Source organism: Vibrio sp. sp1 (assembly GCF_016920955.1).
Lineage (GTDB): Bacteria > Pseudomonadota > Gammaproteobacteria > Enterobacterales > Vibrionaceae > Vibrio > Vibrio alginolyticus.
Genome location: NZ_CP060589.1, coordinates 1,542,892 through 1,558,367, shown reverse-complemented (window position 1 = coordinate 1,558,367; position 15,476 = coordinate 1,542,892). Strand labels below are relative to the sequence as shown.

13 protein-coding genes are annotated in these 15,476 nt (G+C 44.4%); 2 read left to right on the top strand and 11 right to left on the bottom strand.

The genetic code is table 11. The annotated features are described in order from the left end of the window. Positions 1-126 precede the first annotated feature (126 nt). Positions 127-786 carry a ribosome biogenesis GTP-binding protein YihA/YsxC gene (gene yihA, locus H9L11_RS07360; RefSeq protein WP_017635019.1) on the top strand — a complete coding sequence of 220 codons (660 nt, stop codon included), beginning with the start codon at positions 127-129 and terminating at the stop codon, positions 784-786. A 747-nt stretch (positions 787-1,533) separates the two neighbouring features. Here yihA and polA read toward each other — a convergent pair. The 3 genes from polA to hemB form a co-directional block, all read right to left on the bottom strand. Next, on the bottom strand, positions 1,534-4,320 hold the full coding sequence (gene polA, locus H9L11_RS07355) for a DNA polymerase I (protein WP_053303417.1): 2,787 nt from the start codon (positions 4,318-4,320) through the stop codon (positions 1,534-1,536). Between the two features lie 619 nt (positions 4,321-4,939). Further along, positions 4,940-5,374: a GNAT family N-acetyltransferase gene (locus H9L11_RS07350; RefSeq protein WP_205391075.1), complete on the bottom strand. Its 435-nt coding sequence runs from the start codon at positions 5,372-5,374 to the stop codon at positions 4,940-4,942. 127 nt (positions 5,375-5,501) lie between these two features. Continuing rightward, positions 5,502-6,563, bottom strand: a complete 1,062-nt coding sequence (hemB, locus tag H9L11_RS07345) for a porphobilinogen synthase (protein WP_205391074.1) — start codon at positions 6,561-6,563, stop codon at positions 5,502-5,504. A 184-nt stretch (positions 6,564-6,747) separates the two neighbouring features. Between hemB and H9L11_RS07340 the strand changes: the two genes are divergently transcribed. Further along, entirely contained in the window at positions 6,748-7,509 is a 762-nt protein-coding gene (locus tag H9L11_RS07340) for a TatD family hydrolase (protein ID WP_017821949.1), read from the top strand. A 40-nt stretch (positions 7,510-7,549) separates the two neighbouring features. On the opposite strand, the gene H9L11_RS07335 is transcribed toward H9L11_RS07340, so the two are convergent. The 8 genes from H9L11_RS07335 to rmuC all read right to left on the bottom strand — a co-directional run bounded on the left by H9L11_RS07335 (position 7,550) and on the right by rmuC (position 15,451). After that, positions 7,550-8,754 (bottom strand): IS3 family transposase gene (locus H9L11_RS07335; RefSeq protein WP_104975737.1). Its coding sequence is split into 2 segments (ribosomal slippage): positions 7,550-8,403 and positions 8,403-8,754, totalling 1,206 coding nucleotides; the frame shifts between segments, so codons are not numbered across the junction. A gap of 508 nt (positions 8,755-9,262) precedes the next feature. Beyond that, positions 9,263-10,015, bottom strand: a complete 753-nt coding sequence (gene tatC / locus H9L11_RS07330; protein WP_005379234.1) for a twin-arginine translocase subunit TatC — start codon at positions 10,013-10,015, stop codon at positions 9,263-9,265. A 68-nt stretch (positions 10,016-10,083) separates the two neighbouring features. After that, positions 10,084-10,482 carry a Sec-independent protein translocase protein TatB gene (gene tatB, locus H9L11_RS07325; protein WP_005382959.1) on the bottom strand — a complete coding sequence of 133 codons (399 nt, stop codon included), beginning with the start codon at positions 10,480-10,482 and terminating at the stop codon, positions 10,084-10,086. Positions 10,483-10,485: 3 nt separating this feature from the next. Next, positions 10,486-10,731, bottom strand: a complete 246-nt coding sequence (tatA, locus tag H9L11_RS07320; RefSeq protein WP_005382958.1) for a Sec-independent protein translocase subunit TatA — start codon at positions 10,729-10,731, stop codon at positions 10,486-10,488. Positions 10,732-10,783: 52 nt separating this feature from the next. Continuing rightward, positions 10,784-12,418 carry a ubiquinone biosynthesis regulatory protein kinase UbiB gene (gene ubiB, locus H9L11_RS07315; protein WP_005379226.1) on the bottom strand — a complete coding sequence of 545 codons (1,635 nt, stop codon included), beginning with the start codon at positions 12,416-12,418 and terminating at the stop codon, positions 10,784-10,786. Next, positions 12,415-13,050: an SCP2 domain-containing protein gene (locus tag H9L11_RS07310; protein WP_005379213.1), complete on the bottom strand. Its 636-nt coding sequence runs from the start codon at positions 13,048-13,050 to the stop codon at positions 12,415-12,417. The genes ubiB and H9L11_RS07310 overlap by 4 nt, the downstream gene beginning before the upstream one ends. Positions 13,051-13,061: 11 nt before the next feature. After that, positions 13,062-13,841 (bottom strand): bifunctional demethylmenaquinone methyltransferase/2-methoxy-6-polyprenyl-1,4-benzoquinol methylase UbiE, encoded by a 780-nt coding sequence (gene ubiE / locus H9L11_RS07305; protein ID WP_005379210.1) that lies wholly within the window; start codon positions 13,839-13,841, stop codon positions 13,062-13,064. A 77-nt stretch (positions 13,842-13,918) separates the two neighbouring features. Next, the gene (gene rmuC / locus H9L11_RS07300) at positions 13,919-15,451 is read right to left on the bottom strand and encodes a DNA recombination protein RmuC (protein ID WP_005379209.1); all 1,533 of its coding nucleotides are present in this window, start codon (positions 15,449-15,451) and stop codon (positions 13,919-13,921) included. Between the last annotated feature and the right edge of the window lie 25 nt (positions 15,452-15,476).

The window sequence follows — 15,476 nt, the reverse complement described above, 5'->3', positions numbered from 1 at the left end:
CACGGAATGTGAACATACCGCGTACACTCATGGTACAATAGGCGACCTTATGCCGAGCACGGTTATTTTACACATTTTCACAAAAAAGTAATCAATCGACTACACAAAGTCGAGATGGAGTTAACAGTGAGCGTAAAAATTCATTACCAAAATACGCATTTCATCACCAGCGCACCCGATATTCGTCACCTGCCGGAAGACGAAGGTGTCGAAATTGCGTTTGCAGGACGCTCAAACGCTGGTAAATCGAGTGCACTTAACCGTCTAACTAATCAAAAAAGCTTAGCCAAGACATCAAAGACACCTGGTCGTACGCAATTAATCAACCTTTTCAAAGTAGAAGAAGGTTGTCACATTGTCGATCTACCTGGATACGGTTTTGCTCAAGTACCGGTAGAGATGAAAAACAAATGGCAGAAATCTTTGGGTGAATACCTACAGAAACGCGAGTGCCTAAAAGGCTTAGTGGTTCTAATGGACATTCGTCATCCAATGAAAGATCTCGACCAACAAATGATTTTCTGGGCCATCGATAGCCACATTCCTGTGCAAGTTTTGCTAACCAAAGCAGATAAACTAAAAAGTGGTGCACGCAAACAAACTCTACTGAAAGTTCGTAAGCAAGTAGAAACTTTCGGTGGTGACGTTTCTGTTGATGTGTTCTCTTCACTGAAAGGATTAGGTGTCGATCAGCTACGTGCAAAACTGGATACCTGGTTTGCACCAGCACTAGCACACCTGATAGAAGAAGACGAACAAGAGATACCAGCGAGCGATGAAGAATAATTAACAATATTTGTTAAATTTCTTCGACACGGCCCTGCCATTTGGTGGGGCTTTTGTTTATCTGAACTAAATAACAGGCAATAAAAATCCCCGCCTTCCTGGCAGGGATAACGGGAGAGAAAAATTGGTAATTATTGTTATGTGACGAAGCATTGCTGAACTGAGATTCGATTTCAATAGGTTAAAAAGCGCTCTTGTTTCCTGTGTATCACCAAACATTCACTCCAAAAACACCCAATAGCGTTACAATTCAGACAGTTAAGCCAAGCAAATCTTCAAAAAGATGTAACTTAGTTTCTTTCAAGAAAAAATAATAGTGTGACTGGCGTAAATTTACAGGATGAATAACGCAATAAATTTGAAGGAAAAATCGAGATTTTGCAGTGACTTAGAAAGGTCAAAAAAGAAGGTTTTTGAAGGCTAACTTTAAGCTGCTGATCCAAAAGAATAATTTTCTTTCGCCCAATAAAAAACGCCCCAGTCAAAAACTGACTGGGGCGGCTGAATCAGCCTAATCCAATAACGTGAAACAAAAGGTCTGAAAGATAGAACATCTTACCTCTGTACCCTACGAGTATTAATGTACAACAATTGGTCAGAATTGCAAAGAATTTTTGTAGTTTTTTTTCATGAAATTTTTATTAAGCAACATCAAAGTTAACTTTGCGCTAGCTTTTTTAATCTCAAAAAAAATCCAGCGTTTGTGCGCTGGCTCATAATTAATTGGTTATTTTGGTCTAAAAGTGACTAATGAGCTTGATCCCAGTTATCACCGTGACCTGCTTCTGCAACCAACGGTACTTTTAGCTCTGCTGCAGATTCCATCAATTTCTGTACTTTACTTTCAATTTCGGACAATGATGACTCTTCAACTTCAAAGACCAATTCATCGTGTACTTGCATTAATAACTTCACACGACCATTGCCTTCTTCCTGAATCCACTGATCAACCAACAGCATCGCTTTCTTAATGATGTCCGCTGCCGTACCTTGCATTGGTGCGTTGATTGCCGCACGTTCAGCAGCTTTACGACGCATCCCGTTGCGCGATTTGATTTCTGGCAAATGCAAACGTCGACCAAAAATCGTTTCAACATACCCTTTATCTGCTGCTGTGCTGCGTGTGTCTTCCATGTACTGCATCACGCCTGGGTAACGTTCAAAGTATGTATCCATGTACGCTTGAGCCTCACCACGAGGAATGCCTAATTGCTTCGCCAAACCAAACGCACTCATGCCGTAAATAAGACCGAAATTAACCGCTTTCGCACGACGACGTTGCTCACTTGAAACGTCCTCAATAGAAACACCCATGATTTCTGCTGCGGTTGCCGCGTGGATATCTTTGCCATCACGGAATGCATTCAATAAAGCTTGGTCGCCAGAAAGGTGCGCCATGATGCGCAGTTCGATTTGCGAGTAGTCGACCGCTAAGATTTTATGCCCTGATGGCGCGACAAACGCTTGACGAATACGACGGCCAGCTTCGTTACGAATTGGAATGTTCTGTAAGTTCGGATCAGTAGAAGATAGACGACCCGTTGCAGTCACTGCTTGGTGGTAAGAAGTATGCACGCGCCCCGTTGATGGGTTGATCATCTTCGGCAGTTTGTCGGTGTAAGTTGATTTTAGCTTCGCCAAACCACGGTATTCCAAAATCAGTTTTGGTAGTGGGTAGTCTAGCGCGAGTTCTTGCAGAACTTCTTCATTCGTCGATGGTGTGCCTGATGGCGTTTTCTTCACAACCGGTAAACCCATTTTTTCAAATAGGATGGCTTGTAATTGCTTTGGCGAGTTCATGTTAAACTCTTGCTCTGCAATTTCGTACGCTTTCTTTTCAAGCTCATCAAGGCGAGCGGTAATCTCGACCGACTGCGCACTCAGCTTCATTTCATCGATAAAGACCCCAGTGCGTTCAATGCGCGAAAGAACTGGCACCAACGGCATTTCAATCTCTTCGTAAACTGTCTTCAGGCTTTCATCCTGCTCGATATTAGCAAACAAGCGATTGTGCAGACGAAGGGTCACATCCGCATCTTCTGCCGCGTATGGCGATGCTTGTTCCAGTTCGATTTGGTTAAACGTAAGCTGATTTTTGCCTTTACCTGCAATTTGCTCAAAAGAAATGCAGCTGTGCTGTAGGAAGCGAAGCGCCAAGCTGTCCATATCGTGTTTACCGCCGACACTGTTGTAGATATACGATTCCAACATCGTGTCGTGCTTAATACCTTTTAGCTCAATGTCGTAACGAGCGAGTACAGACGCATCATACTTTAAGTTTTGACCGACTTTTGCTTTCGCTGCATCTTCAAGAATTGGCTTCAGCTGTTCTAGTACCCAATCACGATCAAGCTGTTCAGGCGCATCTAAATAGTCATGTGCAACTGGCACATAAGCCGCAATACCTTCATCGACAGCGAATGACAAACCAACTAGATTCGCTAGCATGTAATCTAGGTTATCGGTCTCCGTATCAAATGCAAACAGCTCAGCCGTTTGAAGTTTATCTAGCCAAGCATTGAAGGTTTCTTTATCCAGAATTGTTTCATATTGGCTGCGATCGATTGTTACCGCAGAAGTTTCCATCTCGGCTTGAGAAGAAGAAGCTTGTGAAGATCCTGCAAGCTCTACGGCCTCCACAGATCCAGAACCGCCTTCAAGTAGTTCATTCAACCAAGATTTAAACGTCAGTTGGCCATACAGCTTCACTAATTCGTCTTTATTTGGTTCCGCTTTCAGCAATGATTCTGGCGTTTCCTCAAGCTCAACATCCAATTTGATGGTCGCGAGCTCATACGAAAGCATGGCATTTTCTTTGTTGTCGATGAGCTTTTTCGCCATGGTTTTAGAACCACGGAAACCAAGCCCTGCAATATCATCGAGGTTTTCATACAACTTCGTCAGACCACCAATACCTTGCAGTAGTGCGGTCGCTGTTTTATCACCGACACCCGGTACACCAGGAATGTTATCTACTTTATCGCCCATCAGTGCTAAGTAGTCGATGATCAACTCAGGTGGAATGCCAAACTTTTCAACCACACCTTCACGATCCATTACGACGTTCGTCATGGTGTTGATCAAGGTAATGTTATCATCCACTAGCTGCGCCATGTCTTTATCACCAGTACTGATCAATACAGGCATGCCCTTTTGTGATGCTTGGTATGCTAACGTACCGATGACGTCATCCGCCTCGACGCCAGGAACACAGATCAGCGGCAAACCCATTGCACGAATAACATTGTGTAATGGTTCAATTTGACAACGCAGGTCATCCGGCATTGGCGGACGATTCGCTTTGTATTCTGCATACATATCATCACGAAAGGTTTTTCCCTTTGCATCGAAAACCACCGCGATGCGCTCAGACGCAAACTGACGCATCATGCTGCGTAACATGTTCACGACGCCGTAAACGGCATTAGTTGGAATTTCACCATTGCTCATGGTGCCCGGGTAGGCGTGAAAAGCGCGATATAGGTAAGAAGAGCCGTCGATAAGGATCAACGGATTTTCAGGAATACTTGCCATAATTGTCTGTATCCAATTCAGTACTTGAGAGATCTGCCTAGGATGCCATGACTGCTGATCTGAATCTATCTTGTTCGCTCGATCTAGGTCGCGTAAATTTTTCCGACTTTATTCACGAAAACACCACCTCCTGTGGATAACTCTGTTTATAGAAATTATCCACTGGTTATCCAATAACAAAAAACACAAGAAAACACCAACCCAAACCATTGATTAATAACAACAAATTCGCATAACGGCGAGAAGATCAACGATCCTAAAATGATCATCGCATGTGGAAAAGATATTAATAGTGACGTCAAATAGAAATCGTAGAAAAGAAAAAAGCGACCCGAATGGGGTCGCCTAGCAGAAGTGGTAAAGCAAATTCTGTAAATAGAGCAGCTTAACCAAGAAGCTATAAATTACACTGGAAGCAATGTGAGCAATGTCGTGTCAAAAAGAATTCGTGCAAGTTCTCGGAAAAATGTTTCATCACTTCTCAACTTTCAGTTAATTAACTTCTGTTAATAAGTCACTCAACGTCCTTGTGAACTTTCCTCATTCCCTAAGACAGATTTAATAATAATGATTCTCATTTCGTAGTCAACAGTTAAATGAGAAAAAATCTCATTTATTTTCACATTGCTTTAATGAAATGCACTCGAGATTCTCGAAGATTTACTTTTTCTTCAAAATTTTCAATTATATAGCCATTTCTCAATAACAAGCGAAGCATAGCCGGAAACTGGTTTCGAGATTTCACTTTTAATGTGTTGTAGCCTTGTTCTGCCACCCAATCCTCTTGAGCTTCCAAAAGCAGTTGTGCCACGCCTTCATTTCGAGCTTCAGGGACAACACCACCTAACCAGCTATAGAAAACACCATCCTCTAATTCGTAACCTATTTTGAAGCCGACAATCGTGCCATTTTTTTCTGCAACGAGGATTAAACTGTTTTTCTCTTCTAAACGTTGAGTCATGGAGTCTACCGTTTCTCCTTTCGAAAACTCGGTAACACGCGCCACAACTTGAAGTGCTTCTTCCAATGTGCCTTCACGAATCAGCATTGTCATTATTCTCTTCTCCAAAATAAAAATACCCAAGCACCTTGGATTGTTACTGTTGTAATCCGCCTGAGGTTACTTGGGTATATACAGACGAACAACTCTTGTTGGTCTGGTATTTCTCACTGAGCGATAATTACTCTTCTGTCGCTTCCGGAGTACGATTTAGGTGTTGAGTAGTTTGTGCATTCTCTTCTGCCAACCACTCAGCAACGTCTTTCGCAAAGTACGTTAAGATGCCATCTGCACCTGCACGTTTGAAGCACAATAGTGATTCCATCACAATTTCACGCTCTTTGAGCCAGCCATTCATGATCGCCGCTTTATGCATCGCGTACTCGCCAGAGACTTGATAAGCAAATGTCGGTACTTGAAGTTCAGTTTTTACTCGGCGAACTACATCTAAGTATGGCATACCAGGTTTAACCATCACCATGTCCGCACCTTCATTGATGTCTAGCGCCACTTCGTGAATCGCTTCATCAATGTTTGCTGGGTCCATTTGGTAGTTTTTCTTGTTGCCGCCTTTTAGATTTGAAGAAGAGCCAACCGCATCACGGAATGGTCCGTAGTAGTTCGATGCGTACTTAGCCGAGTAAGCCATGATTTGAGTATGAATGTAGCCCGCGTTTTCTAATGCTTCGCGGATCTTACCAATTCGGCCATCCATCATGTCTGAAGGCGCGACTACGTCAGCACCCGCTTCTGCATGAGACAAAGCCTGCTTAACCAATACTTCTGTGGTTTCATCATTCATTACGTAGCCATCTTCATCGATGATGCCGTCTTGGCCATGTGTCGTGAATGGGTCGAGTGCCACGTCTGTGATTACACCAATTTGAGGAATGTGTTCTTTAAGTGCTCGTACTGCTCGCTGAACCAAACCTTCTGGGTTGTAGGCTTCAGTAGCACATAAGCTTTTAGCGTCTTGGTTTACGACAGGGAAAAGCGCGATTGCTGGAACGCCTAGATTTGCAAGGTATTGTGCTTCTTCTAGCATTAAATCAATCGACAAACGCTCTACACCCGGCATGGACTCCACGCTCTCACGACGATCTTTACCCATAAGAATGAACATTGGGTAAATCAGATCATTAACAGAAAGTTGGTTCTCAGCCATCAAACGACGACTAAAATCGTGCTTACGTAAACGACGCATACGGCGTGCAGGGAATGGACCTTGAATTGATACAGACACCATTTTCTCCTTGTCTGGACGGTTATGATGATCAAATCATCTGGTGAACAAAATCATATCACTCTTGATGCATGTTGCGAGTGACAATCTGGAAAAAGGTAATGAAAAAAACTGAAAATGACCCAGCACTCACACTCAAGTATACTTCGAATACGAAACCAACCATGAAGCACAGAGAGTAACGATGATCGATACCCACGCGCACATCTATGCTAGCGAATTTGATAACGACCGCGATGAAGTAGTACAACGCGCCTTAACGCAAGGCATTAATAAAATCCTGTTGCCAAACATCGATCTGGACTCTATTGAGCCCATGCTACAAACCGAAGCGGCATATCCTGACGTGTGCCACTCAATGATGGGACTCCACCCTTGTTATGTGGACAGCAATGTTGAACAAACGTTGGAGATCATCCGCGGTTGGTTTGAGAAACACAAGTTTATTGCGGTGGGCGAAATCGGTATCGACCTGTATTGGGATAAAACCTATCGTGCTGAGCAAGAAATGGCGTTCGTAGCTCAACTTAACTGGGCAAAAGAGATGGACTTACCAGTCGTTATCCACACTCGTGATTCGATTGAAGAAACACTCACTTTGCTAAGACAAGAGCAAGATGGTCGTCTGCGTGGTGTATTCCACTGTTTTGGAGGCAGCTTAGAAGAAGCGCAAGCAATCAATGAGCTAGGCTTCCACTTAGGCTTGGGTGGCGTATCGACCTTTAAGAATGGCGGGATGGATAAAGTCATTCCACATTTGGATATGCAGTGGGTCATTTTAGAAACCGACTGTCCATATTTAGCGCCTGTGCCACACCGTGGTAAACGTAATGAACCAGCCTACACTTCTCTCGTTGCACAACGTGTTGCCGACTTGCGTGATGTCGACATCGCAACCATCGATGCCATAACGACTGAGAATGCCAAAAAGCTGTTTAATATTTAATTCACGATGACCCGTCCTGATATGGGTTGACACTTTTTAACTAAAACGCTCGATGTACTTCATCGGGCGTTTTGTATTTTAAAGCCGTATGAGGCCTCATTTGATTATAGATATCTACGGACTCTGCTACCATCGTCCTTGCTTCTTTCAGATCTTTCGGTTTCTTCAGCAAGAGCTCCATTTTGAGTATCCCATTTACACGCTCAGCTAAAGCATTCTGATAACAGTCATACCCGTCTGTCATTGAGCAAGTCACTCTATGTTTCTTATGGATATCTTGATATTCCTTCGAACAGTATTGTGAGCCTCTATCTGAGTGGTGTATTAGCTTTTCTTCACTCTGCCGTTGCCTGAGAGCTGAGATAAATGCCCGCTTAACTGATTGAGTTTTCATGTTGTCATCCACATAAAAACCAACAATCTTCCTTGAATAAGCGTCTGTAACCAAGCTGAGATAACTCTCTCCATTTTGAGTTGGCAAGTAAGTAATATCAGCAACCCACAGTTGTTCTGGCTTCGTTGGTGTCAGCCCATCTTTCACTTTGTTTGGGTGACAGAAAAATCGATGACGGCTGTCAGTCGTTCGGTGATAGGCTCGTCTTGCTCTCACTAACAGCCGATGCTTTCTGAGAAGTTCAAAGAGCTTATCGCGACCTATTTGAATGCCCTTTGTTGCTGCTAAGAACTTCAGTTTACGCGTGCCAATGCGTGGCTGCTTCAGCCTGACTTCACGGACAAAGCCAATGACAGCATGCTCATGATGTTCACAACGAGATTGAGTTTGGCATTGCTTATAATAAGCTTGGCGAGAGATTTGTACTAACTGACAAAACTTCGTAACGCTCAAACCTACTATGGTTTTCTCTTGGACAACGCTTCTTTGTGCTTTTTTGTCACTCTAACACCATAGTCACGTTCCATAACGTTCACGACAGCTTCAAAGAAGTCGGCTTTGAGTTGAGCATCTTCGAGCTGCTTCTCAAGCTCTTTAATACGTTGCTCTGGTGTAGGAGGTAAATTGAACTCGGCCATAGAGTCTCCTTTGGACATAAAGTTAGGTGTCCCTTTAGACCAATCTAGTCGACCATGCTTACGAAGCCAAACCAAAACCGTAGAGCAACCTTGGATGCCATACTTCTCTTGGGCTTGTTTGTAAGTGAGGCTTCCTTTTTCAACCTCATCAACTACAGTGAGTTTAAAAGCGAGGGAGTAATCGCGCTGAGTTCTTTTAGTTGTTGATTTCATAACACTCTCCAATTTTGGGGGTAGAAAGTGTCAACCTTATTTAGGACGGCACACGAGAATTGAAAAAAGCGACGAAATCAACGTCGCTTTTTTATCACCTAAACTATTGAATGAACGATTCAACCCGTTGAAATAGTAGAACAATCCATACAAAATTATTGATAAACATAATAATTAACTAGCAACTCTACTTACTTCTCATATCGTCACTTTACTTCGTCCGCTTTGCAAAACTGTCGACAACTCGACACATTATTTTTCTATACTGATTTACGCCCATTAATTAGCACAAATGTAAAACAGCATGAATATGGAAGTTGAAGTGTGTACACATGGTGCTTACTTACAACGCGTACCGCGCAGTTTTTTTCAAAAGCTGCTGGGCATCAAGGAAGTATACGTATGCACAAAATGTGGTTACGTCATGAAAGTTAAGTAATTAGCCCAAGAAAAAACCAACCGCAAAAAAAGCGGCTCAATTGAGCCGCTTTTCACATCTAGATTAGCCTTATTCTTCGGTTTCCGCTTCTACTTCTTCGCTTCGACGAGTATAAAAACGCGCGAAGAACAAACCGACTTCAAACAGTAAACACATCGGAATAGCGAGTAAGGTTTGCGAGATCATGTCTGGTGGCGTTAACACCATACCTACGACAAACGCAGCCACTATAATATAAGGACGTTTCTGTCTTAAATCTTCTGGTGTAGTGGCCCCAGTCCAACACAACAAAATAATCGCAACAGGCACCTCAAATGCGATACCAAACGCCATAAATAGCGCCAGCACAAAGTCGAGATAACTCGAGATATCAGTTGCAAACTCTACTCCACCAAGAGAGATGGCGGTAAAGAAGCCAAACACCAATGGAAATACCACGAAGTAGGCAAATGCCACTCCACAGTAGAACAATAGCGAACTAGAGAACAGCAGTGGCATGATCAATCGACGTTCATGCTTGTACAAACCTGGCGCTACAAAGGCCCAAACTTGATACAAAATAAACGGCACCGCAATAAATACCGAAGCAATTAACGTCAGCTTAAGTGGCGTAAAAAAAGGTGACGCTACATCCGTAGCAATCATGGTCGCGCCTTCAGGTAGACGTTCTACTAAAGGTGCGGAAACAAACTCGTAAATGTGGTTAGAGAAATAAATTAGTCCGACAAACACGACCAACACTGCGAGGATTGAGCGCAGTAGTCGGTTGCGAAGCTCCAACAAATGACTAATTAAAGGTTGTGTCTGCTCGACGGTAGACATGGCAAACCTCTTATTAAAAACCAGATCAAAAAGGAGCTACCAATCACTAGTAGCTCCTCCTAATGAGACTATTCGGCTTTCTTATCTGCCGCTGTAACCTTGCTCTCTTCCGCTTTCTCTACCTTTTCTGCTGCTGGCTCTGTTTTTACAGGCTCAGCCTCTGAATCGGTGTTCTTTGCGTAAGGACGATTTACAGATTGCGCTGCCTTCTTCAACTCTTCAACTGAAGATTTCAACTCAGGGGATAAATCATCCATCCCCATTTGTTCTGCTTTGCGCAAGTTTTCTTGCAGCTCTTGGACTTTCAGCTCGTGTGACAATTCGTCTTTGACGCTATTTGCCATACTCTTAGCGGCACCGATAAAGCGAGACACGCTGCGAATAGCATGAGGCAAACGCTCCGGCCCAAGAACGACCAGACCAACAACAGATATTAATACCAGTTCCCAAAAACCGATATCAAACACGTTTTACGCCTGCTCTTTGTCTTTTTTCGTTTCAGGAGCAGCTTCTTTTTTCTGCTGCTCTTCTAGACTTTTTGGTTCGAAGTCTGCGTCTTTGTCATTTTTCGCAGGTTCATCTTCGCTCATCGCTTTTTTGAAGCCCTTAACGGCACCACCCAGATCGCCACCGATACCGCGTAGTTTCTTTGTTCCGAATAGCAATACAACAATTACAGCAATGATTAGAAGTTGCCAAACACTGATACCACCCATTCTCTTTACCTCGGGTCTTTAAACAAACAAAAATATTTCAAGAGTTTAACGTCTATTGACGATAAGCTCGCCAACTAAGCAGCCAAAATGTGACACCTGCGATACCGCAGGCCAACGAAAGCTGCTCAAAAGCATCGTTCACCAATATTGCCGAGCATACGACTAAAGTCGCGCCAACGCCAAACAAAAACTTTCCTGTCGCCTGCTGGCGCTTGCTCTGGCGATACCCTTGATAAAGCTGATCCATACGTTGATTCATCGCTTTACCTTGTTTCAGGCTATCGTAAAGTAGCTCTGGCAGTTCAGGTAATTTCTCTGCCCAAAATGGTGCGCGGTCTTTAATCGCATTCACTAGAGCTTGCGGCCCAACTTGATTCATCATCCATTCCTCCAGGAATGGTTTTGCGGTCTCCCACAAATCAAGTTGAGGATATAGCTGCCTACCAAGCCCTTCCACGTACAACAGCGTTTTTTGCAACAGTACAAGCTGTGGCTGAACCTCCATATTGAATCGACGTGCCGTGTTGAACAAATTCAACAACACATGACCAAAGGAGATTTCGCACAATGGCTTAGCAAAAATAGGCTCACACACAATGCGAATCGCGAACTCAAACTCATCGACATTGGTATCCGCAGGCACCCACCCTGAATCCACATGTAACTCCGCCACTCGGCGGTAGTCACGATTGAAAAACGCCAGGAAGTTTTCCGCCAGATAACGCTTGTCTTCGCTATTAAGTGTACCAACGATTCCGCAATCTAGCCCTATCCACATTGGGTTCTCTGGATGTTCGGGTTTGACGAACACATTACCCGGATGCATATCGGCATGGAAAAAGCTGTCTCGGAACACCTGAGTGAAGAACACACTCACACCGCGTTCCGCGAGCAATTTCATATTGGTGCCATTTGCTTTCAAGCCTTCAATATCAGAGACTTGAATGCCATATATTCGCTCAGAAACCATGACAGTTTCATTACTGAAGTCGGGAAAAACTTCAGGAACATACAATTCTTCGCTGCCCTCAAAGTTGCGGCGCAACTGAATGGCATTCGCCGCCTCACGTCGCAAGTCGAGTTCATCAAGCAGGGTTTTCTCGTACTCACGCACGACTTCAACTGGTTTTAAACGACGTGCTTCAGGCATCGCTCCGGCGACTATACGCGCCATTCGGTGCATCAGTTTTAGATCTGAATCAATGACTGGGCGAATATCTGGGCGGATAACCTTTAATACCACTTCTTGGTTAGTGTCTTTTATGCGCGCAGTATGTACCTGAGCAATCGACGCAGACGCCAGTGGTTTGATATCAAACTCGGTAAACCATTTTTCTAACGGACCACCTAATGCTTGCTCCATCTGCTTTTTTGCCAACTCGCCATCAAAAGGCGCGACTTGGTCTTGAAGTAAAGCTAGGGGATCAGCGATATGCGGAGGAAATAAGTCACGGCGCGTCGACATCATCTGACCGAACTTAATCCAAACCGGCCCCAGCTCTTGCAGTGCTAAACGCAGACGTTCACCGAGTGGTTTTTCTGGGTGCTTGTTCTTAATCCAAAACAAGCTTTTGCGCAGTAAAAGCGGCGCTTTGGTCAGTTGGTGATCGGGAAGCAGCTCATCTAAGCCGTATTCCAGTTGTACTTTGGCGATGTGGTATAAGCGCTTTAGTTCTGCTGGCGTCATGGTTTCTCCAATGCAGGCTTATCTGCATCCAGCTTATTCAGCAAAGCCGTTAAACGAGCTTCAATGCGAGAAGCCTGGCTGCGAACCTCATCAACTTGGTCGCAGAAATAGGCCACTTCTAACGGAGCGGGAGCCAGTTTCCATTCTTCAGTCACTACTTGCGCAAGATGACGTTGGTGTTTTTCTGCTTGAGACGCAAGAAAGTTGCCGATGTTTTTTGAGCCTTGCACAAAGGTATGTGCGGCGACATCGCCAGTCACGCGAGACAACCACTCTTCAACATCTGGTTTGCAATCCACCATCAACTGAGAGAATTTCTGCGCCAATTGAATATCGCCTTCGAGTTCAAGTTTATCTTGTTTAATAAGACGAGTGATGTTGGCCTGATCGCGCAGCTCTGGTAACACACTCAAGTTGAGCGATAGATAGCAGTTAGGCTGCCCTTCGTAATGACCAAGCACATCAATTTGCTGACTAAAAACAAATGTCAGTGTTTTATTGATCTCTTTCAGGTGAACTTGAATAACTTGACCTTTTAGACGCGCTAAACGACGGCCCAATGCAGGGTCGTCTTTGATCAGTGTATTCAGTGACGTTTCAATCACAGCGGTGATAAGTGGTTCAAATGGCATGCCGTTAACCCTTAGAATTTATAACCGCGATGCAAAGCCACAATACCACCAGTTAAGTTGTAGTATTTGGTGTTTTCAAAACCTGCGTCTTGCATCATGCCTTCCAGCGTTTCTTGGTCTGGATGCATACGGATTGACTCCGCTAGGTAGCGGTAACTCTCTGAGTCATTCGCAACTAGCTCACCGATTCTCGGCAACAAGTGGAATGAATATGCGTCGTATACTTTCGATAACGGCTCTAGCACTGGTTTTGAAAATTCCAACACCAATAGACGGCCGCCTGGCTTCAGTACGCGGAACATTGAACGAAGCGCTTTGTCTTTGTCTGTCACATTACGCAAACAAAAACTGATGGTGATGACATCAAAATAATCATCAGGGAACGGCAGTTCTTCTGCGTTGGCTTGAACGTAATGCACGTTACCCACAATACCGTTGTCACGCAGTTTATCGCGACCAACGTTAAGCATTGAGTTATTGATATCGGCAAGGATGACATGGCCTTCATCGCCAACAATGCGCGAGAATTTCGCCGTCAAATCACCCGTACCACCACCTAGGTCAAGAATACGTTGGCCAGGGCGAGCACCACTACAATCGATAGTGAAGCGCTTCCAAAGGCGGTGAATACCACCAGACATCAGGTCATTCATGATGTCGTATTTTGTTGCCACGGAGTGGAATACTTCGGCAACCTTAGTCACTTTTTCGTCTTTTGCCACTGTAGAGAAACCAAAGTGAGTGGTTTCATTCTCTAACGCTGTATTGGATTGCAAACTTGTGTCCGTCATTCTAATTCCTCTTAGGCAGCGCTTTCCTCTACGGGGCGTTTGTTGACAAATAAAATCGCCCACTGCACTGCGGGCGATTAGTTTACTTTATCCTCAGCCGGATGTCTTTCTACTAACGGGTCATTTTCTGAAAATGCATCACTCTGCGCTAACTGCGCGAGGTCGGAAGAAATCGGTCGTTTAATTTCAACTCCCAAGTGTTTAAAGCTTTCGGCTTGGCGAATCACATTTCCGCGCCCTGTGGCAAGCTTGTTCATCGCACCTTGATAGCTTTGATTCGCCTTATCCAGCGCACCACCGAGCCCCTCCATGTCGTCTACAAACAATCGTAATTTGTCGTAGAGTTTTGTCGCACGCTGCGCAATCATTTTGGCGTTTTCATTTTGGCGTTCATTGCGCCATAGATTATCAATGGTGCGCAGTGCCACCAGCAACGTTGTTGGGCTCACCAAAATGATGTTTTGCTCCATCGCGTCTTTGATCAAACTTGGATCGGCTTGAATCGCGACTTGGAACGCCGGCTCAACCGGGATAAACATCAGAACATAGTCCAAACTCTGAATACCTTTGAGTTTGTGGTAGTCCTTCATGCTTAACCCTTTGATATGTGCACGTAGAGCGGCTAAATGCGCATTCAAAGCCTGATCGCGCTCAGCATCAGTTTCAGCGTTGAAGTAGCGCTCATAGGCAACCAGCGCCATTTTAGAATCCACAACCACTTGTTTGTTTTGTGGGAGATGAACAATGACATCAGGTTGGTAACGCTTGCCTGCTTCATTTTGTAAGTTCACCTGAGTCTGATATTCGTGCCCTTCACGCAAGCCAGATTCGGCAAGTACCCTAGCGAGCACCACTTCGCCCCAGTTACCTTGCTGTTTGTTGTCCCCTTTCAACGCTTGGGTCAAATTAACCGCTTCGCGCGTCATTTGCTCGTTCAAACGTTGCAGGTTTTTCAGCTCATGCACTAAGGTATGGCGCTCTTTAGCTTCTTGGCTAAAGCTGTCATTAACGTGCTTTTTGAACCCTTCTAACTGTTCTCTAAGCGGTGACAACAAGCCTTCTAAACTCTGACGGTTTTGCAAATCGACCTTCGCGGTTTTTTCTTCAAACAATTGGTTGGCCAAGTGCTCAAATTGTTGTTTCAAGCGTGCTTCCGCTTGTTCTAAAATTTGCAGTTTTTCGGCATTAGCTTGGTTAATTTGCTCATGGCGAGCTTGCTGTTCACGCAGCTGCGTTTCTAGACGTGATTTGTGTTCACGCATTTGACCAAGCTCATCAAAGTATTGCTGGCGCTCTTGCTTTACAGCCTCGAAGTAACGCAGTTTTTCCATAGCTGCCATCAGCTTTCCGTGCGTTTGACGCACTTCAAACGCGGCTTTATCGCGCTCATCATCTAACTCATCCAACTCTTGCTGAGCATCGGCAAGGCTTTGCTTGACCTGTTCAAGTTGCTGTTGATGAAGCTGTTTTTCTGAAACAAGTTGTTGCTCGAGAAGCTGAGTTTGGGTGATAAAACGCTGTTTCACCCACCAACCGGCAGCGACACCACTAAGCGTGGCAGCACAAAGAGAAGAGAGAATGAGAGATTGGTACTCAAGAATCCATTGCATAATAGCGAGTTAGCCTGTGTTTTGT